This is a genomic window from Thioalkalivibrio versutus, from assembly GCF_001020955.1.
Lineage (GTDB): Bacteria > Pseudomonadota > Gammaproteobacteria > Ectothiorhodospirales > Ectothiorhodospiraceae > Thioalkalivibrio > Thioalkalivibrio versutus.
The window spans coordinates 1,201,907-1,221,215 of sequence record NZ_CP011367.1; the positions used below are offsets into that span (position 1 = coordinate 1,201,907).

The window sequence follows — 19,309 nt, forward strand, 5'->3', positions numbered from 1 at the left end:
CTGATGATCCGATGGGCCTTACCCGCCGTACTGCTGACGGCCTGGCTTCTGGGCGGTTGCACGTTGATTCCCGAGCGCGATGCGGTGGACCGGTCATGGTTCCTGCTGGAGTTACCGGCCGAACCGGCCCCTCTGCAGGCCGAAACGGATCGTCCCCTGGCGGTCGAGCTGGGCTCGGTGCGCGTGGCGCCGGCCTACTCCGGCAAGGGGTTGGTCTACCGCCTGGGCGACCATCGTTACGAATCCGACTACTACAACGAATGGTTTCTGACCCCGGGCGAACAGATCGAGCAGCTGTTGCGCGAACGCTGGACGCGGGAGGGTGCGGCCGTCGAACTGGTCGGTAGCGCGGCCGACGCCTGGGCCGAGGGGCGACCCGCAGTGGAGCTTCACCTGCTGGTGACGGCCCTCTACGGCGATCTCGACGCCGCGAACCTGGACGCGCTTCCGGCGGCGGATGCCGAACAACCTGTGCGGGGAATGGGCCGCGTTGGCCTGCGTACCCAGTTGCGCACGGCGGAGCGTTCCCGCCTGGTCCACATGGAGGTACAGCACACCATCGACCGGCGCTCGGCGGCGCGCCTGGTCTCCGCGTTGTCGCAGGCGACCGCTGATGTCCTCGCGGAGCTGGAGCACGAACTGCTGCGCGAAGCCGAAGGGGAGGCCCGCGAATGAGCGACGTTTTCGACTTTTCCGCGCCGTTGCCGGAGGGAGGCGAGCAGCCGCTGGCGGACTGGCGGGGCGATGTCCTGCTCATCGTGAACGTCGCGAGCGAGTGCGGTTTTACCCCCCAGTACGAGGGCCTGCAGGCCCTGCATGATCGCTACGCCGAACAAGGGCTCCGGGTGCTGGGATTTCCCTGCAACCAGTTTGGTGGGCAAGAGCCGGGCGATGCGGACCAGATTCGGGCCTGCGGGGTGAAATTCGGGGCCTCGTTCCCGGTATTCGCCAGGATCGAAGTGAACGGGGACGGTGCGCATCCGCTCTACCGGCACCTCAAGGCACAGGCGCCGGGTGCCCTGGGCACGCAGGGCATCAAGTGGAATTTCACCAAGTTCCTGGTCGGCCGCGACGGCCGCGTGATCGACCGGTTCGCCCCGCAGAAAAAGCCTGCGGATCTGACCCGCGCCATCGAGGCCGCGCTGGGTGAACGTCGCCCAAGCGCGACGAATGTATCCTAGCGGCGCCGGCCTCGCGCCAGGTCAACCCGGGGCCGATGACTACTGGATGGAGAAGGCCCTGGAACAGGCCGAACAAGCGGCACAGGTCGGCGAGGTCCCGGTGGGGGCGGTACTGGTGGCCGCCGATGGCACATGCCTGGCGGCCAGCCACAACGCGCCGATCGGGCTGCACGACCCGACCGCGCACGCCGAAATCCGGGCGCTCCGGGCCGCCGGTGAGCGCCTGGAGAACTACCGGCTCCCGGGTGTGACGCTCTACGTGACCCTTGAACCCTGCAGCATGTGTGCCGGCGCGATGATCCACGCCCGGTTAGCGCGCGTGGTATTCGGTGCCAGCGACCCCCGTACCGGAGCCGCCGGAGGCGCCCTGGAGCTATTCGGCCACCCCGCGCACAACCACCGTATCGATGTGACAGGTGGAGTGCTCGGGGACGTGGCCGGAGAGCGACTGCGCCGTTTCTTCCGCGCTCGGCGGGACAAGTGATGGCGCGCGCGTTTCAGGCGGATGCCAGACCAAGGAGAAGGCCTTCAGATGGGCCCGGGAACGGGCATGACACAAGGAGAGTGAGATGTTCTGTATGCAATGCGGACAGGAAGTCCACCAGGAAGCGCGGTTCTGTCACGGGTGCGGGACGGCGATAAAGCCGCAGGCGTTGGGCGCCGAGTGCGAGGTTGCGACGCCCCGGGCTTTCGCCCAATACGCCGGATTTTGGTATCGGGCGCTGGCGTTGTTGATCGACTGGGTGCTCGCCAATATCCTGGGGATGCTGGTCGTGTTGCCCCTGAGCTTTGTCCTGGGCATGACGATGGTGGGCCAAGAACCCGAGGTGATTGCTGGCGCCGGGGCTTTGCTGGGGATCGTGATGGGGACGGCTGTGTTCTGGCTTTACGTCACGGTTTTCGAGGCGTCCGGCTGGCAGGCGACACCAGCCAAGCGGATGCTGGGCCTGCGAGTCACGGATGCGGATGGCCAGCGGATCGGCTTCGGGCGAGCCAACGCTCGCTATTGGTCCAAGATCCTCTCCGCCATGACCCTCTACATCGGTTTTTTGATGGTCGCGTTCACCGAACGCAAGCAAGGACTGCACGACATGGTGGCATCCACTCTGGTAGTACGACCGGCCCTGCAATGAGGTGCGGATTGCGGGTGATCCGGCCGATGCCGGGGTGTTCCCCGAGAAAAATGGAGCCGGCGACAGGAGTCGAACCTGCGACCCTCTGATTACAAATCAGATGCTCTACCAACTGAGCTACACCGGCCTGGTGCCAGGGGCGCATCATTGAATGCTTCCCTGGGGTTTGGGCCTGGCGGCGGGCCCGAGAAAATTTGGTGCCGGGAGCGAGAATCGAACTCGCACTCTGTTGCCAGAACCGGATTTTGAATCCGGCGCGTCTACCAGTTCCGCCATCCCGGCTTGTGGGGCCGTAGTGTAGCGCAGGTTCTCTGCGGCACAAACGGGGCAGAGCGATCTTCGGCACTCCGCGCCGCGTCGAGTGGTGCGTGGTAGGATCGCGCGCCATGCGTGTTGCCGATTTCGATTACGAGCTCCCGCCGGAGCTGATTGCACAGTATCCGCTACCGGACCGGGCGGGTTCGCGTCTGTTGATCCTGGAGGAAGAGCGCCCGCGGGACGCGCGCTTTGCAGAGATCGAGGATCTTCTGCGGCCGGGTGACCTGCTGGTGCTGAACGATACCCGGGTGATTCCGGCGCGTGTCTTCGGGTGCAAGGAGAGCGGGGGACAGGTGGAGGTTCTGGTCGAACGAATCGAGTCGCCCGGCCAAGTGCTGGCGATGGTCCGCGCCAGCCGGGCGCCGAAGGTCGGGGCCCGGCTACGCCTGGCGGATGCCTTTACCGTCGAAGTGACCGGCCGCGAGGGCCCGTTCTTCCGCCTGGCCCTGGTTGATGCCGACGATGTGCTCGCCTTGTTGCGCGAGCATGGGCACATCCCCCTGCCGCCCTATATCGAGCGCGCCGACGAGGCGCATGATGCCGATCGCTACCAGACCGTGTTCGCGGCGCGCGAGGGCGCGGTTGCTGCCCCCACGGCGGGCCTGCATTTCGATGATGCCCTGCTGGGGCGCCTGCGCTCGGCGGGGGTGGAGACCGCGACGGTGACCCTGCACGTCGGGGCGGGGACCTTCCAGCCGGTGAAGGTCGAGGACACCGCGGCGCATGAGATGCATGCGGAGTGGTTGGAGGTGTCCCCCGAGGCCTGCGCGGCGGTAGCGGCCTGCAAGGCGCGTGGCGGGCGTGTGGTCGCGGTCGGTACGACCTGCGTGCGCTCGCTGGAGACCGCGGCCGCTGGGGGAGAACTGGCGCCGTTCCAGGGCGAGACGCGGCTATTCATCCAGCCGGGGGATCGATTTCGGGTGGTGGACCGGATGGTGACCAATTTTCATTTGCCGCAGAGCACGCTGTTGATGCTGGTGGCGGCATTTGCCGGCTATCGCCGGATCCTGGATGCGTATGCCCACGCGGTGGCGCAGCGCTACCGGTTTTTCAGTTACGGCGACGCGATGTGGCTGGCGCCGGGGCAGGGCGATGATCTGCCCCCGAGTATGACCACCGCCGCGGGAGAGTCCGATGGAGTTTGAGAATCTGGCCGCCGATGGCGCGGCGCGCCGCGGCCGTCTGCACTTCCCGCGCGGGACGGTGGAGACCCCGGCCTTCATGCCGGTGGGAACCTACGGCACGGTCAAGGCGATGACGCCGGAGGAGCTGCGCGAGCTGGGCGCGGAGATCATTCTCGGTAACACCTTCCACCTGATGCTGCGCCCGGGCACGGAGGTGATCCGGGCGCATGGCGACCTGCACGATTTCATGCACTGGGAGGGCCCGATCCTGACCGATTCCGGCGGATTCCAGGTCTTCTCGCTTGCGGAGATGCGCAAGATCAGCGAGGAGGGTGTGCGTTTCCAGTCACCGGTGGATGGCTCGAAGGTGCTGATGACGCCGGAGTCCTCGATGCAGGTGCAGCGCGAGCTGGGCTCGGACATCGTGATGATCTTTGACGAGTGCACGCCATACCCGGCCACCGCGGACGAGGCGCGCCAGTCGATGGAGCTGTCACTGCGCTGGGCAGCGCGTTCGCGCACGGCGCACGGGGACAACCCGGCGGCGCTGTTCGGCATCGTGCAGGGCGGGATGTACCCGGACCTGCGGCGGGAGTCGGCCGAGGGACTACAGGCGATCGGCTTTGACGGTTACGCGATCGGCGGGCTGTCGGTGGGCGAACCGGAGGACGAGCGCCTGCAGACCCTGGATGCCACCCTGCCGCTGCTGCCGCAGGATCGTCCGCGCTACCTGATGGGGGTGGGCCGGCCGGAGGACATCGTCGAGGCCGTGCGACGCGGCGTGGACATGTTCGACTGCGTGATGCCGACCCGCAATGCCCGCAACGGGTTCCTCTATACTCGCGAGGGCGTGCTGCGCATTCGCAATGCGCGCTTCCGCGACGATGTCGGCCCGGTCGATCCGGAATGCGGGTGCTACACCTGTCGTCACTATTCGCGGGCGTATCTGAAACACCTGGACAAGTGCAACGAGATCCTCGGTTCGCGCCTGGCGACGACCCACAACCTCCATTACTACCAGGATTTGATGCGCGGATTGCGCGAGGCGATCGCGGCCGGCGCGCTGAGCGAGTTCGTGGCCGATTTCTACGGCCGACGCGGCATGGCGATCCCGCCTGTGCCATAATCCGCGCGGTATTTTTTTCGCTCGCCGGGTGTGGCCCGAGCTCCCCGGTGGCGTCCGAATCTGAACCGAAGACGGAGTGTTTCGATGGACTTTCTGATTTCTGCAGCGCATGCCCAGGAAGGTGGTGCGGCCGGCGGCGGCATGATCGAGTTCCTGATCATGATCGTTATTTTCTTTGCGATCATGTACTTCCTGATCATCCGCCCGCAGAGCAAGCGCGCCAAGGAGCACCGCTCCATGGTCGAGGCCCTGTCCAAGGGCGACGAGATCGTCACCAACGGCGGTGTGGCCGGCAAGATTACCGAAGTCAGCGACGACTTCATCAAGGTCGACATTGCCGACGGCGTGAACGTGGCGGTACAGAAGCAGTCGGTCGCCTCCGTGATGCCCAAGGGCACGCTGAAAGATCTCTAAACGCCCTCCAGGGTTTTTGATATGCGCAATTCCTATCCGGCGTGGCTGTACGCCCTGATCGTCGTGGTCGTTCTGGGCGCGGGGCTGTATGCCGCGCCCAACCTGTTCCCGGAAGACCCGTCGGTGCAGATCGGCAATCCGGTCACCGGCGAGATCGACGGGAACATCCGTGACCTGATGGGCACCATCCTGGGTGCCCAGGGCGTGACGCCGAAACAGGTGGAGGAGCAGGACGACGGGCAGCTACTCCTGCGCTTCGAGACCAGCGACGAGCAGTCGCTCGCCGCGGAGATCCTGCGCAATGCCCTGGATGACAACCACACCGTCGCCCTGAATCTGGCCCCGGCGACGCCGAACTGGCTGCGCGCGATCAACGGTCAGCCGATGGCACTGGGTCTGGACCTGCGCGGCGGGGTGCACTTCCTGATGGAGGTGGATCTGGATGCCGTGATCGGAACGGCGATGGAACGCTACTCCAACGAGCTGCGCGGCAGGATGCGCGACGAGCGTCTGACGTTCGACACGATCGAGCGCAGTTCCAGTGACCTGACCGTGATGTTCGCGGACGAGGAAAACCTCGCGGCAGCCGAGAGCTGGCTGACCCGTGAATATCGCGGCGAGCTGGAATGGGAGATCCGCGGTAGCGGCGACACCACCCGCATGGTGGGCACCCTGAGCGATGACCACCTGACCGAGCTGCGCCGTCAGGCCCTGCAGCAGAACATCTCTACCCTGCGCTCGCGCGTGGATGAGCTGGGCGTGGCCGAGCCGATCATTGCCCAGCAGGGCGAGCACCGGATCGTGGTTCAGCTCCCCGGCGTGCAGGACACTGCGCGGGCCAAGGAAGTGCTCGGCGCGACCGCCACGCTGGAGTTCCGCCTGGTCTCCGAGGCCGGTGACCCGATGGAGGCCGCTGAATCTGGCCGCGCACCGTCCGGGACGCGTCTGTACCGCGAGCGTGACGGGACCCCGGTGCTGCTGCAGCGCCAGGTGATGCTCACCGGTGACTACATTACCGACGCCTCTTCCGGGATTGCCCAGGATAGTGGCGGCCCGGCCGTGTTCATCAATCTTGATGGCCAGGGGGCGCGCATCTTCTCGCGGGTGACCTCGGATAACGTGGGCCGCCTGATGGCGTCGGTGTTCATCGAGACGACCACCGAGACGGTGGAGGAAGACGGCGAGCAGGTCATGCGTACCTCGCGCAGCGAAGAGGTCATCAACGTTGCGCGCATCAACGAGCCGCTGGGCCGACGCTTCCAGATCTCGGGTCTGGATACCACGCGTGAGGCGCGCAACCTCGCGCTGCTGCTGCGCGCCGGTGCGCTGGCCGCGCCGATGTCGATTGTCGAGGAACGCACGGTGGGTCCGAGCCTGGGCCAGGAGAACATCGATCGCGGCATGCAGTCGGTGGTGATCGGATTCATCCTCGTGATGATCTTCATGATCCTCTACTACCGCGCCTTTGGACTGATCGCGAACGTGGCGCTGGCGCTGAACCTGATCTTCATCGTCTCGGTTTTGTCGATGCTGCAGGCGACCCTGACCCTGCCGGGGATTGCGGGGATCGTGCTGACTGTCGGCATGGCAGTGGACGCCAACGTGCTGATCTTTGAGCGCATACGCGAGGAGATCCGCAACGGACTGTCACCCCAGGCGGCGATTTCGTCGGGCTATGACCGAGCGTTCACCACCATCGCGGACGCCAACGTGACGACGCTGATCGCGGCGCTGGTGCTGTTCCTGTTCGGTACCGGGCCGATCAAGGGCTTTGCCATCACGTTGTCGATCGGGATCATCGCGTCGATGTTCACCGCGATCATCGTGACCCGCGCAATCGTCAATCTGACCTACGGGCGCCAGCGTCGGCTGACGCGCCTGGCCATCTGAGCGCGGAGAAAACTATGCTTCCGCATCTGAATTTCGCTGAATCGAACATCGATTTCCTCGGCAAGCGCAAGATCACGATCGCGATCTCGCTGGTCCTGATCATTATCTCGGTGGCGCTGCTGGCCACCCGCGGGCTGAACTTCGGGATCGACTTCACCGGGGGGACCCTGGTGGAAGTGGGCTACCCCGAAGCGGTGGAGCTGGATACGATCCGCGAGACCCTGTCGGCGGGCGGCTATGAGGGGGCGCAGGTGCAGACCTTCGGCACCTCGCGCGATGTCCTGATTCGCCTGCCGCCAAGCGAAGACGACGACAACCCGGCGATGTTGTCCAACCGGGTCCTGAACGCCCTGCAGGATGGTGGGCCGTCGGATCCGGACCTTCGCCGCGTGGAGTTCGTCGGTCCGGCCGTCGGCGAGGAGCTGCGCGAGCAGGGCGGTCTGGCGATGATCTATGCGCTGGCCGGCATCCTGATCTATGTGGCAGTGCGTTTCGAGTGGCGCTTCTCCATTGGATCGGTGCTGGCCCTGGTGCACGACGTGCTGATCACGCTGGGGATCTTCTCGCTGCTGCAGATGGAGTTCGACCTGGGGGTGCTCGCCGCCGTGCTGGCGGTGATTGGCTACTCGCTGAATGACACCATCGTGGTGTACGACCGAATACGCGAGAACTTCCGTGTGCTGCGCAAGCAGAGCACGGAACAGGTGATGAACAATGCGGTGAACAAGACCCTGGCGCGGACCATCGTGACCAGCATGACCACCCTGCTGGTGTTGCTCTCGCTCGCCTTCCTGGGTGGGGCGGCCCTGCAGAACTTCTCGATTGCGCTGATCATCGGGGTGGTCGTGGGGACGTACTCGTCCATCTTCATCGCGGCGACCGCGGCGTTGATGCTGGGTGTCGACCGTCAGGTCCTGCTGCCGGTGAAGAAGGAAGGGGCGGAAGAGGATCAGACACCCTGACCCGGTTCACGCCTGTCCGAATCACCCTGTCCTAGCCATGTAGGACAGGGGGCATAAAAATGCCCGGGGCCGCAAGGCTGCCGGGCATTTTTCGTTGCGACAAAGGTCCCTGGGATCAGAAGGCGAGGGCTTCCTTGATGATGCGCTCGACCAGTTCGTTCACGGCGCGCAGGCTTTCCTTCGAGTCCTTGTCGCCCACCTCGGGGACCGGCGTGTAGCCCATGTAAACGGTGCCCGGTTCCTCGGAGAGCTCGTAGACCGTGATGATGTAGGGGCAGAAGAGCATGTTGTGCGGATCGGCCTCCATGGTCGCGCGCGAGTAGGTGGCGCTGCAGAAGTCGACCGATTGCCCGTTGAGGTAGATGCCTTCGCCGCTTTCCTGTCCGCCAGTGCGGTCCAGCATGTTGGCGATGTAGCCGACGTTGTTGATGACCAGGCCTTCGGCGGTGATGGCCTCTTCGACCATCTCGAAGTAGAAGTCGTATTCGCCCTCGGTCGTGAAGATGACGCGTTCGTCGGTCTCCATGAACGTCTCATAGGCGCTGGCGGTGCCGCCGACGGCGAGACCGAGGCCCAGGCCGATCGCCAGGGCGGAGTGGCGCAGGGTGCGCGAAATACCGGTGAGTGTTTTCATGGTTCCTTCCTCTATTGTGATTCCAGGCCTGGCCAGGATGGGGTTGTATGCCCGCCGTCAGCGGTGAGTTTGGCGACGACGGGCGGGCTCTGATCGCGGTCAGTTGAAGAAATGACCGGCAAAGCGGGTTCGGGGTGCCCAGTACGGGTTGTCCAGATGCTCGATGCGAACCTGACCCCGTGCGCTGGGCGCATGCACGAAGCGGCCGTCTCCCACGTAGACCCCGACGTGGTCGATTTGATTCCCGTTAATGGCGAAGAACACCACGTCACCCGGGGTGGGCGGTCCCTCGCGTCGGGTCGCTGCGCGGGCCTGGTCGCGTGTCGTGCGCGGGACGGCGCGCCCGGCCTCGCGGTAGGCCCGCTGGACGAGGGCCGAGCAGTCCAGCCCGGTGGCATCCGTGCCGCCGTACTGGTACGGGGTGTCGAGGTGACCGAGGGCGGTCAGCACGACCTCGGAGCGTTCCAGGCCAGCCTCGGGCGTGGGGCTCATTGGGCCGTCCGCAAGGCCTTCGTGCGTGGCAACGGGCGCGGTATCTCCTCCGCGGGGTTCGGGGCCCGCACTGCAGGCCGCAAGCAGCAGAAGCCCGGGGCCGGCCAGGGCAAGCGGCAGCCGTCGGCGCCAGGTGTCAGAAAAGATCGCGTTCGGCATAGCTGTCGGGGACGCTGAAGAGTGCGGCGCTGAGGTCGTCGGTGGAGATGCCGGCAAGCCGCGTGGTCACGCCGCCCTTTTCACTGACCTGCAGCGGGATGCCGTCGACGCGCGGAAGCAGGGAGGCGCCCATCTGCGAGGCCATTGGCCCGCCGGCCTCAAGGGCGCTCAGGGACAGCTCGTACAGGCGATCCATCAGGGCACCCAGGGTCGCGAAATCCGCGCTGCCCAGGCCCAGGGTATCCGGCTCCGTTACGCAGACCGTGCTTTGCACCTGTCCGTCGATCAGCACCTCGTAATCGTCGCAGACGAAGTCCCCGATTTCGCGTTGTTCGCCGGTGGCGCGGGTGTCGATCTCGGCATCGAAACCTTCCGCCCCGATGCCCAGCTGCTCCTCGAGCTGCTGGCGCACCTCGGGCGGGAGCTGCTCCATTTGCCGGCGCAGGTCGCTGACCATGTCGGTCATGGCGCGCATCTGCTGGTCCATCACCTCGCGAGTCAGCGGGGTGTAGGTCTGTTCCGTGTCGTCCACAACCGTCAGCTGGTCGGTTCTGGCGTCGAAGAGCATGTAGCCGGAGGTGCCGCTGATGGACTCGTTGAGCTCCATGCGCACGATGTCGCCGCGCACCAGGATCTGGCTCTCCAGTCCTTCGTCGTCGACGTAGTGCAGCAGGGCATCGGCCTGGGCGGTGGAGCCGATGGCCAGCAACCCGCCGACAGCAATGGGCGTGAGGGTGCGGCGGATTCGGTCGAGCGGACCGGGGCGGTGATGATGCATGGGGGCTCCTGCGGTTTCCTGGTCGGGTTCCGGGTTCCGGGTTCCGGGTTCCGGGTTCCGGGTTCCGGGTTCCGGGTTCCGGGCTCGAGGGCGAGCGTGCCAGTTCCTGTGTCTCGAAGTTGACGGAGTATCCGGGGTCTGTCTATCGCTGATTGTACGCGGTCGCTCAGCTTGCGACGGGTTGCAGCAATTGGCGGGCGAGCGCGTCCGGATCCAGCGGTGCCTCCGGGGCCACCTCGATGCAGCCCTCCTCGGGGGCGGGCCATTCCTGCTGCGGCTGTTGCTGTTCCATCACCTCGACGCCGGCATCCGAGGCATCACGGCCCGCACGGGTGCGGGCCTCGAGTCGTTCGCGCAGTACTTCGTCCCGGGCGCGACAGGCAACCACCGCAAAGCCGGCCGCCTGCTCCAGTGCCAGACGCTGGAACGGGGCGCGCTGGTCCTGGGTCAGGAAGGTGGCGTCGACCACCACGGTCAGGCCGAGCGCCAGCAGGCGTTGGGCGCGCTCGCGCAGATGGCCGTAGATCTGGGCCCGGGCGTCGGCACTGTAGGAGACGGCGTCGGACAGGCGTTTGCGTTCGATATCCGAGCGCAGGCGCACGGCGCCCAGGGCTTCGATGATCTGTGTGCTGATCACGGTCTTGCCGCTGCCGGAGACGCCATGCATCAGGATCAGGCGGGGGGATCCAGGTTCGGTCAGGCGCTCGGCGAGGGCTAGATAGCGGGCCATCTCCGCCTGGTGGGCCGCCTGTTCGTCGGAAGGGAGCTGCGCCTCGGCCCCGTGAATGCCCTGGACCTTGGCCCGGATCAGCGCACGGTAGACCTGGTACAACGGCAGGAGCGCGAGACCGTCGAAGTCTTCGCGCCCGTCCAGGTAGGCATTGAGTAGCCGCCAGGCGTGGGCGCGCGACTGACGGGCCAGAAGATCCATGGTGGTAAAGGCGATCTCGGAGATCACGTCGATCCAGCGCAGGGCGGGGTCAAACTCGATCGCGTCAAAGGCGACCGGCACTTCCTCGCCGTTCTCGTCATCGACATAAACCAGGTTGCCCAGGTGCAGGTCGCCATGGCCATGGCGCACGAAACCCTCGTCATGCCGAGCTTCAAGTGTAGCCTTCAATCGATGGATTTCGGATCGCGTCCACTGTTCCAGCCGTTCCAGGCGTGCCCGGTCCGACGCACCACGAACGGTCTCCTTCAGGGCCGGAAAGTTGTCCAGCATCGGTTGGGTGGCGGCCTCTGCGGTGCCGTACTCGGACTGCGCATCGGTGCGTTCGGTGCGTTCGTGGAAGGCGGCGATGTAGTGCCCCAGTGCATCCATGGCGGCGGCGGGCAGTTGGCCCTTGTCCAGAAGGTGGTCCAGCTGCCGTTTGCGGTCGAACCGGCGCATATGCACGGCGTAGTCGAGGATGGGGCCCTCGCCGTTGATGACGGGGTGGGCATCGTCGCCATTGAGGGTGGCAACCTCCAGGTAGATCTGGGGTGCCAGACGGCGATTGACCTCCAGCTCGGTCTCGCAGTAGTGCTGGCGAGCATCGAGGGTGGAAAAGTCGAGGAAACCGAGGTTCAGCGGCTTCTTGAACTTGTAGGCGTCCTCACCCGCGAGGATGACCGTGGAGATGTGGGTTTCGATGGTGCGCACGGTGTTGGCATCCGGCACCGGGGCGGGAAATCCGCGGTCCGCGACCAGTTGGTGCAGGCGCTTGTGGTGCTGTTCCAGTTCGGTCATCGGGGCTCCGCAGTAGGCCATGGGGGTGTTGGGCATCGGGAGCCGGGTCTTTTTTCCGGAATCGCCGGCCATGCACCCGTTTTCGCTTACCCATCAGGTTACCATTGCTGCCGTTTCGGTCACCTCGCCCATCACACGCCATGCCGCGAAAAGCCACCACACGTTCCCGCAAGCGAAGCGCGCCCCGAAGGGGCCGACTCCGGCGCCTGTTCGGTGCGGGCAGCTGGACCCTGGCGGGGCTGCTGCTCGCCGGCCTTACGGTGGGTGGCATCTATGTACATCAACTGGACCGCGAGATTCGTGAACGGTTCGAGGGGCAGCGTTGGGCGCTGCCGGCGCGGGTGTATGCGCGGCCCCTGGAGCTCTATGCGGGGCGGCCGTTGACCACGGATGCGCTGGAGACCGAGCTGCGCACCCTGAATTATCGCCAGACCCCGGATGGCGCCGGGCCCGGCGAGTTCCGCATCGAAGGCAGTAGCGCGCGCCTGACCACCCGGCCGTTCACCTTTGGCGACGGTCGGGAGCCGGCGCATTCGGTGCGGGTGCGCCTGTCCGAGGGCCGCGTGGAGTCGGTCACCGAGCAGTCCAGTGGGCGCAATGTGGACCTGATGCGAGTGGAGCCGCTGCTGATCGGGAGTATCTATCCGACCCACGGGGAGGACCGTATCCTGGTCGACATTGACGAGGTGCCGCGCGAGCTGATCGGGGCCTTGCTGGCGATCGAGGACCGCCGCTTCATGTCCCATCGGGGGGTGGACCCGGTCGGCATCGGGCGGGCCGCGGTCGCGAACCTGCGGGCCGGACGCACGGTGCAGGGTGGCAGCACCCTGACCCAGCAGCTGGTGAAGAATTTCTACCTGACCCGTGACCAGACGCTGACGCGCAAGCTGAACGAAGCGGTGATGGCCCTGTTGCTGGAGCACCGCTATGACAAGCGGGAGATCCTCGAGGCCTACCTGAACGAGGTGTTTCTGGGGCAGACGGGTGAACGGGCGATCCACGGTTTCGGTCAGGCTGCGCAGTTCTACTATCAGCGCCCGTTGAACGAGTTGCGTCTGGACCAGCTGGCGCTGCTCGTGGGGCTGGCGCGCGGGGCCAGTTACTACGACCCCCGACGTTATCCGCAGCGTGCCACGCAGCGCCGGGACCGGGTGCTGGAGGCGATGGCCGAGACGGGACTGGCCGAGCGCGACCGGGTGGACCGGGCGCTGGCGACGGCACTTGACGTCTCCCCGGTAATGCCGGAAGGACGCAGCCGCTTCCCGGCATTCCTGGATCTAGTGCGCCGCGAGCTGCGCGCCGATTACGCGGACGAGGACCTGCGCAGCGAGGGCCTGCGGATCTTCACCACCATGGATCCGGTCGTCCAGATGCGTCTCGAGGAACGGCTGGTACGTGGCGTGGACGACCTGGTCCGGCGTCGCGGGGGCGGGAGCGACCTGGACGATCTGCAGGCCGCGGCCGTCGTGACCGACCCGCAGGCCGGCGAGGTGCTGGCGGTGGTCGGGGATCGCAACCCGCGCTATCCCGGCTATAACCGTGCGGTGGAGGCCCAGCGTCAGGTCGGCTCGGTGATCAAGCCGTTCGTGTACCTCGCGGCCCTGACCAACCCGAACCGATACACCCTTGCGACGCTCCTCGACGACAGCCCGCTGACCCTGCAGCTGCCGCATGGCGAGCCCTGGACACCGCGCAACTTTGACCGCGAATACCGGGGGCCGGTGACCGCGTGGGAGGCCCTGGTGCAGTCCTACAACATCGCTACGGTGCGTCTGGCCGAGGATATCGGGATTTCGCAAGTGGTCAGCTTGCTGCAGACGCTGGGTCTGCAGCGCACGCCGGCCCCGCTGCCGTCGCTGGCGCTGGGTGCGATCGAGCTTTCGCCACTGGAGGTGGCCGGGCTCTATCAGGCCCTGGCGAACGGTGGCTATGCGACCGAAACCCGGGTGATCCGCGACGTGCTGGATCAGGACGACGAGATGCTCTCGCACTACGGGCTGTCCCTGCAGGGCGCGGTGTCGGATGGTGCGGTGCGTTTGTTGACCCACGCGCTGCATGACGTGACCCGGGAAGGTACTGGGAGCCGGATCAATGCGCGCCTGAACGGTGAGGTCGTGGCCGGGAAGACCGGGACCACCAACAACTTTCGCGATAGCTGGTTTGCAGGATTTGATGATCGCCATGTGGCGGTGGTCTGGCTGGGTATGGACGATAACCGTCCCACCGGTCTGACCGGTGGGGTGTCCGCCGCGCCGGTGTGGGCGGAGATCATGGCGGGGATCGGGGTGCAATCCCTGCGCCTGGAGGGCCACCCCGGCATCGACTATCAGGGGGTCGATCTTGCCTCCGGGTTGCGTGTGGAAAGCGATGACCACGCCTGCGAGTCGGTGAAGAGGCTGCCGTTCTGGCAGAATTCGAGCCCCGAGACACGCGCCGAGTGTGATCTGCGCAGTGATTCCAGCCCGCAAGGCTGGTTCGAGAGGCTATTCCGGTGAAGATGTTGTGTACCGCACGATCCCCGTTTCGCGTCACGCTGCCCGCCGGTTCGGCGTGGCGCCCGGCGCAGTGGCTGGGTGCTGTTGCGCTGGCCGCGCTCCTCGCCGCCTGTGCGACGCCGGCGCCCCGGGATGCGAGTGCCCCGGTGCCTGACGACGGGGAGATCACCGGGGAGGATGCAGCGCCCAGCGAAGATCGGGCCGAACCCCGTGAGCCGGAACGCGCGGCGACACCCGCCGCGGCCCTGAACCTGGCCCAGCAGGCCGAGTCCGCGCGCCAGGCCGGGGACACCGCGCGCGCGGAGCAGCGTCTGGAGCGCGCCTTGCGGATTGCGCCGCGGGATGCCGGGCTGTGGCACCAGATGGCCGCGCTGCGCATGGAACAGGGGCGCTATCAGCAGGCCGAGCGGCTGGCCGGTCGTTCGTTGCAGATGGTGGACGGTGCGGACCGCGAACTGGCCCTGCAGAATTGGCGACTGATCCTGAAGGCCCGCGAAGCGCAGGGCGACGCGGCCGGGGCCGACGAGGCCCGCGAGGCGATCCGCCGCCTGGAAGCCGACATTGTCTGACTCGTCGAACGCGGTAACGGTGGAGTCGGCGGCGGTACGGGCCCTGAGCCCGGGCGGGGACCTGGCCACTGCGGTCGCAGGCTTCCGTCCGCGCGAGCCGCAGCAACGCATGGCCGTGGCGGTCGAAGAGGCGCTGGCGACTGCGCCCACCGCCCTGCTGGTCGAGGCGGCGACCGGCGTCGGCAAGACCTTCGCATATCTCGTGCCGATCCTGCAGTCGCGTCGGCGTGCCCTGATCTCCACCGGAACCAAGACCCTGCAGGATCAGCTCTTCGATCGCGACCTGCCGGTGGTCTGCGAGGCCCTGGGATACCGCCCGCGGGCTGCGCTGCTGAAGGGCCGCGCCAACTATCTGTGCCACTACCGCCTGGAACTGGCCGCGGCCGAGGCCGGGGGTGCGACCGGCAGCCCCGTGCGCCGCGAGCAGTTGCCGGTCATCGAGGCCCTGCAGCGGTTTGCGCGTACAAGCCCTACCGGCGACCTGGGGCAGGCCGGGATCCTCGCGGAGGACTCCAGGTTGTGGCCGCAGGTCACCTCGACCGTGGACAACTGCCTGGGAGGGGAATGCCCGAGCTACAACGACTGCTTCGTGGTGCAGGCCCGCAAGCGCGCACAGGAGGCCGACGTGGTGGTGGTCAATCATCACCTGTTGCTCGCGGATATGGCCCTGAAAGAAGAGGGCTTCGGCGAACTCCTGCCGGAGGTCGACGCGGTGATTGTCGACGAGGCTCATCAGCTGCCGGATATCGCCGGGTCGTTTTTTGGCATTGCGGTCGGCACGCGCGCGTTACGCGAACTGGCTCGAGACACCCGGCGCGAGCAGGAACAGAATGCCCCGGAGATGCTGGATATCCGCCAGCGCATCGCGGAGCTGGAGGCGAGTGTGGCCGAACTGCTGGATGCCTCGCGCACCTGGGAGGGCCGCTCCAGCTGGGATACGGTCAGTCCCGGCGGCGAACTCGATCCGTTGCTGGATCGGCTGGATACGAATCTCGGTTTTGTCGGCGACGCGCTGGAGGCCGCGGCCGCACGGGCACCAGGCCTGGAGCAGCTGCGCGGGCGCAGCGCCCTGTTGCTGGAACGCCTGCGCGACTGGCGCGAGGAGACCCCGGACACGGTGGCCTGGGCGGAGCGCTTCAGTCAGAGCCTGATCCTGCACCGGACGCCGCTGGATGCGGCACGGCCGCTGGCACAGCGGCGCGCCGCGCGGCCGGCGGCGTGGATCTTTACCTCGGCCACCCTGGCGGTGGGCGAGGACTTCGGCCATGCGGCGCGCCGACTCGGCCTGCCGGCCGATGTCGCAAGCGAACGCCTGGACAGCCCGTTCGATTTCCCCAATCAGGCCTGCCTGGTCCACCCACAGCCCCCGCTGCCCAATCCGAACGACCCGGGCTATACCCGTGCCTGCATCGCCTGGGCCTGGCCGCTTTTGCGTGACAACCCGGGCGGCGGATTCTTCCTGTTTACCAGCCATCGCGCATTGCAGGAAGCGGCGGCGATCCTGCGTGCGGAGTTGCCGGCCGATCGCGAACTGCTGGTGCAGGGCGAGCAGCCGCGAGGCGACCTGCTGGCGCGTTTTCGCGAGTCGGGCAATGCGTGGCTGCTGGGGGCGCACAGTTTCTGGGAAGGCGTCGACATCCGCGGCGAGGCACTGTCGGTGGTGATCATTGATCGTTTGCCGTTTGCCGCGCCCAATGACCCGGTGCTGCAGGCGCGCGCGTCCGCGCTGGAGGCGGAGGGGCGTTCCCCGTTCATGGAATTCACCCTGCCGCAGGCCGTGCTGGCGCTGAAACAGGGCGCGGGGCGGCTGATTCGGGACGCCGAGGATGCGGGCATCCTCGCCTTGTGTGATCCGCGGCTAACCGGGAAATCCTACGGCCGGCGCTTTCTGGCCAGCCTGCCGGCGTTTCACCGTACGCGGGAGCCGGCCGCCGCGCTGCGTTTTCTCGAGCAGGCCCGGGGACGCAACACATGCGCTTGATCGCACTGGAGACCGCTTCCGAACAGTGTTCGGCAGCCCTTTATCTTGATGGCGAGATCCATTGTGTGCGCGAGCGCGCGGCGCGCCGGCATGGCGAGCTGATCCTGGGGCAGATCGAGCAATTGCTGCGCGAGGCGGACGTGCCGCGCAGCAGTCTGGATGGCGTGGCCGTCGGACGGGGGCCGGGGGCGTTTACCGGTGTACGCCTGGGGCTGGGCGTGGCGCAAGGGATTGCCTTCGCCCTGGACCGTCCGGTGGTTCCGGTCTCCACGTTGCAGGCGCTGGCCCAACAGGCGCTGCGCGATGATCGCCGGCCGGCGGCCGTGCTTGCGGCGCTGGATGCTCGCATGGGGGAGGTGTACTGGAGCCTTTGTCCGGTTCAGGGCGAGCGCGTGGGCCTTGGGCCGGAGCAGGTGGCCGCACCGGAGAGCCTGGTCGTGGCCTGGCCGGTGGGCGAGCGCTATGGGCTGGGGTCGGCCTTCGCCACCTTCCCTGATCTGGCCGCCGCCCAGGGGCTGGCGAGCGAGGCGGTGGACGCCGACGCGTTGCCCGATGCGCAAGAGGTTGCGCTGCTGGCAGTGGATGCCTGGGAGCGTGGCGAGGCGGTGGCGCCTGAAGACGCGCAGCCGGTCTATGTGCGTGACGATGTTGCCCGGCCGGCATCCCCCCGATGAGTCAGGAGCCCGAGATGAACGCGACACCCTACCCCTGGCACCCGCCCCTGACCGCGATGATCAAGGCATGCCCGGAAGATTTCCGGGTTGAGGAATTGCCGGCAACGACGCCCGAAGGTGAGGGGGAACATGTCTGGCTGGAGATCGAGAAGCGCCTGCTGAACAGCGAGGACGTGGCGGTGTGGCTGGCGCGCGAGTCGGGCGCAGGCCGGGGCAAGGTCAGCTACGCCGGGCGCAAGGACCGCCAGGCGGTGACGCTCCAGTGGTTCAGCGTGCAATGCCCGCCGGAGTCCGAGCCGGATTGGACGGCCCGTGCCGAGGCCTGGAATGCCGCCCAGGAAGGCGGGGAGGAGGCGGGCCGGATGCGGGTGCTGCAGATTGCCCGCCATGCGCGCAAGTTGCGTACTGGGCACCTGGCGGGCAATCGCTTCGAGATCCGTCTGGGTGATGTGCAGGGCGATCGCGCGGCCGCGGAACAGATCCTCGAGGCGATCCGTAGCGGGGGGATTCCCAACTACTTCGGGGCGCAACGCTTTGGCCGCGACAACCTGGCCAAGGCGCGGGCCTGGCTGGGGGGCGGTCGCGCGCCGCGCAGCCGCAACCAGCGCAGTCTGCTCTTGTCCGCCGCCCGTTCCGCGATCTTCAACGCGGTACTGGCCGAGCGGGTCCGCCGCGGCGACTGGGACCGGTTGCTGCCGGGTGACGTGGCCAATCTCGAAGGCTCGGGCAGCGTGTTTCCGGTGGCGGAGGTGGATGCCGAGCTGGAGGCGCGCGCTGCCCGGCTGGATCTCCATCCGACGGGGCCGCTGTGGGGCAAGGGTGCGATGCCGACGGCAGGCGAGGTCGAGGCACTGGAGACGACGATGGCCGCTGGCGAGCCGGCGTTGGCGGAAGGACTGGAGAAGGCGGACGTGAAGGCGGCGCGGCGCGCGCTGCGCATGGTGCCAGGCGCCGTGGAGTGGCGCTGGGAGGGGCACGACCTGTGGCTGACGCTGGAGCTGGGGGCCGGGGAGTATGCGACCGGTGTGCTTGAGGCGATCTGCGTCCCGCGGGCGGCGGATCGCGCCTGAGTCGGCGTCAGGCGGAGTTCTTGAGCTTGCGTTCGGCGCGTTCGGCGCGCTGCTCGGCTTCCACGCGGTCGGTGATGTCTTTCTGGATACCGATGTAGTAGGTGAGTCGGTCTTCGTCGTTGAACACCGGGGTCAGTGACAGCTCGTTCCAGAACAGGCTGCCGTCCTTGCGGTAGTTGCGCAGGGTCACACGGCAGGGCCGGTTTTCGTCGATGGCCGCACGAATCTCCTGGCGCACGTCCTGGTCGGTATCCTCGCCCTGCAGGAAGCGGCAGTCGCGGTAGAGGATCTCCTCGGAGCGATAGCCGGTCAGTTCCTCGAAGGCGCGATTCACGTAGATCAGGATGTTGTCGTCGCCCTCGCGCTCGGCGATCACGATGCCGTCATTGGAGGCATCCACGGCGAGGGCAAGCAGTTCGGCATCTATGGTTCGCGTCATATATGGCGTTTCGGTCGGGTCTGCGGGTCGTGCGCGCGGAGGGGCGTTTTTTGGGCGCCCATCTCGGCTTCCATGGCACGAAAATAGCACGTTCCGGTGCGGTTGTGCTCAAGAATGGTGCCTGTGGTGGGTGCTCCGGGA

General features: G+C 66.8%; 19 protein-coding genes and 2 tRNA genes. 14 read left to right on the forward strand and 7 right to left on the reverse strand.

What is annotated here, in order from left to right; translation table 11 throughout:
- The first annotated feature begins 3 nt into the window (after positions 1-3).
- The 4 genes from TVD_RS05590 to TVD_RS05605 all read left to right on the forward strand — a co-directional run bounded on the left by TVD_RS05590 (position 4) and on the right by TVD_RS05605 (position 2,314).
- Positions 4-675, forward strand: coding sequence for a PqiC family protein (locus tag TVD_RS05590; protein ID WP_047251030.1), 672 nt, complete (start codon positions 4-6; stop codon positions 673-675).
- Positions 672-1,181, forward strand: a complete 510-nt coding sequence (locus tag TVD_RS05595) for a glutathione peroxidase (RefSeq protein ID WP_047251031.1) — start codon at positions 672-674, stop codon at positions 1,179-1,181. The genes TVD_RS05590 and TVD_RS05595 overlap by 4 nt, the downstream gene beginning before the upstream one ends.
- Positions 1,171-1,665 carry a tRNA adenosine(34) deaminase TadA gene (gene tadA, locus TVD_RS05600; protein WP_047251032.1) on the forward strand — a complete coding sequence of 165 codons (495 nt, stop codon included), beginning with the start codon at positions 1,171-1,173 and terminating at the stop codon, positions 1,663-1,665. The genes TVD_RS05595 and tadA overlap by 11 nt, the downstream gene beginning before the upstream one ends.
- Before the next feature lie 85 nt (positions 1,666-1,750).
- On the forward strand, positions 1,751-2,314 hold the full coding sequence (locus TVD_RS05605; RefSeq protein WP_047251033.1) for an RDD family protein: 564 nt from the start codon (positions 1,751-1,753) through the stop codon (positions 2,312-2,314).
- A gap of 51 nt (positions 2,315-2,365) precedes the next feature.
- Here the strand turns inward: TVD_RS05605 and TVD_RS05610 are convergent.
- Both TVD_RS05610 and TVD_RS05615 read right to left on the reverse strand, forming a co-directional pair.
- Positions 2,366-2,441, reverse strand: a tRNA-Thr gene (locus TVD_RS05610).
- A 68-nt stretch (positions 2,442-2,509) separates the two neighbouring features.
- A tRNA-Leu gene (locus tag TVD_RS05615) sits at positions 2,510-2,596 on the reverse strand.
- Positions 2,597-2,700: 104 nt separating this feature from the next.
- Between TVD_RS05615 and queA the strand changes: the two genes are divergently transcribed.
- From queA to secF, 5 genes are all read left to right on the forward strand, one after another.
- The gene (gene queA / locus TVD_RS05620; RefSeq protein WP_047251034.1) at positions 2,701-3,777 is read left to right on the forward strand and encodes a tRNA preQ1(34) S-adenosylmethionine ribosyltransferase-isomerase QueA; all 1,077 of its coding nucleotides are present in this window, start codon (positions 2,701-2,703) and stop codon (positions 3,775-3,777) included.
- Entirely contained in the window at positions 3,767-4,882 is a 1,116-nt protein-coding gene (gene tgt / locus TVD_RS05625) for a tRNA guanosine(34) transglycosylase Tgt (protein WP_018937724.1), read from the forward strand. Before queA ends, tgt begins: the two co-directional genes overlap by 11 nt.
- A gap of 84 nt (positions 4,883-4,966) precedes the next feature.
- Positions 4,967-5,296: a preprotein translocase subunit YajC gene (yajC, locus tag TVD_RS05630; RefSeq protein ID WP_018145833.1), complete on the forward strand. Its 330-nt coding sequence runs from the start codon at positions 4,967-4,969 to the stop codon at positions 5,294-5,296.
- 21 nt (positions 5,297-5,317) lie between these two features.
- Complete coding sequence (secD, locus tag TVD_RS05635; RefSeq protein WP_018937723.1) at positions 5,318-7,186, forward strand: protein translocase subunit SecD; 1,869 nt, start codon at positions 5,318-5,320, stop codon at positions 7,184-7,186.
- Between the two features lie 14 nt (positions 7,187-7,200).
- Positions 7,201-8,148, forward strand: a complete 948-nt coding sequence (secF, locus tag TVD_RS05640) for a protein translocase subunit SecF (RefSeq protein ID WP_047251035.1) — start codon at positions 7,201-7,203, stop codon at positions 8,146-8,148.
- 115 nt (positions 8,149-8,263) lie between these two features.
- On the opposite strand, the gene TVD_RS05645 is transcribed toward secF, so the two are convergent.
- The 4 genes from TVD_RS05645 to TVD_RS05660 form a co-directional block, all read right to left on the reverse strand.
- The gene (locus TVD_RS05645) at positions 8,264-8,782 is read right to left on the reverse strand and encodes a DUF302 domain-containing protein (RefSeq protein ID WP_047251036.1); all 519 of its coding nucleotides are present in this window, start codon (positions 8,780-8,782) and stop codon (positions 8,264-8,266) included.
- Positions 8,783-8,881: 99 nt separating this feature from the next.
- Positions 8,882-9,433, reverse strand: coding sequence for a C40 family peptidase (locus tag TVD_RS05650; RefSeq protein ID WP_167540811.1), 552 nt, complete (start codon positions 9,431-9,433; stop codon positions 8,882-8,884).
- A complete protein-coding gene (locus TVD_RS05655; protein WP_047251037.1) occupies positions 9,411-10,211 on the reverse strand; it encodes a hypothetical protein in 801 nt (266 codons plus the stop codon). The genes TVD_RS05650 and TVD_RS05655 overlap by 23 nt, the downstream gene beginning before the upstream one ends.
- Before the next feature lie 166 nt (positions 10,212-10,377).
- Positions 10,378-11,940, reverse strand: coding sequence for a bifunctional aminoglycoside phosphotransferase/ATP-binding protein (locus tag TVD_RS05660; protein ID WP_047251917.1), 1,563 nt, complete (start codon positions 11,938-11,940; stop codon positions 10,378-10,380).
- Positions 11,941-12,080: 140 nt separating this feature from the next.
- On the opposite strand from TVD_RS05660, the gene mrcB reads away from it, so the two are divergent.
- From mrcB to truD, 5 genes are read left to right on the forward strand one after another with little or no spacing between them, the layout of a single operon-like run.
- Entirely contained in the window at positions 12,081-14,435 is a 2,355-nt protein-coding gene (gene mrcB, locus TVD_RS05665) for a penicillin-binding protein 1B (RefSeq protein WP_156167508.1), read from the forward strand.
- Positions 14,432-15,004 carry a tetratricopeptide repeat protein gene (locus tag TVD_RS05670; RefSeq protein ID WP_047251039.1) on the forward strand — a complete coding sequence of 191 codons (573 nt, stop codon included), beginning with the start codon at positions 14,432-14,434 and terminating at the stop codon, positions 15,002-15,004. The genes mrcB and TVD_RS05670 overlap by 4 nt, the downstream gene beginning before the upstream one ends.
- Positions 15,005-15,023: 19 nt before the next feature.
- Complete coding sequence (locus tag TVD_RS05675; protein WP_156167565.1) at positions 15,024-16,985, forward strand: DNA repair helicase YoaA; 1,962 nt, start codon at positions 15,024-15,026, stop codon at positions 16,983-16,985.
- Entirely contained in the window at positions 16,976-17,659 is a 684-nt protein-coding gene (gene tsaB, locus TVD_RS05680; protein ID WP_018169639.1) for a tRNA (adenosine(37)-N6)-threonylcarbamoyltransferase complex dimerization subunit type 1 TsaB, read from the forward strand. The genes TVD_RS05675 and tsaB overlap by 10 nt, the downstream gene beginning before the upstream one ends.
- A gap of 14 nt (positions 17,660-17,673) precedes the next feature.
- Positions 17,674-18,729: a tRNA pseudouridine(13) synthase TruD gene (gene truD, locus TVD_RS05685; RefSeq protein ID WP_047251041.1), complete on the forward strand. Its 1,056-nt coding sequence runs from the start codon at positions 17,674-17,676 to the stop codon at positions 18,727-18,729.
- A gap of 7 nt (positions 18,730-18,736) precedes the next feature.
- Here truD and TVD_RS05690 read toward each other — a convergent pair whose 3' ends face one another.
- Positions 18,737-19,168, reverse strand: coding sequence for a PAS sensor domain-containing protein (locus TVD_RS05690; RefSeq protein WP_018169641.1), 432 nt, complete (start codon positions 19,166-19,168; stop codon positions 18,737-18,739).
- Positions 19,169-19,309 lie beyond the last annotated feature (141 nt).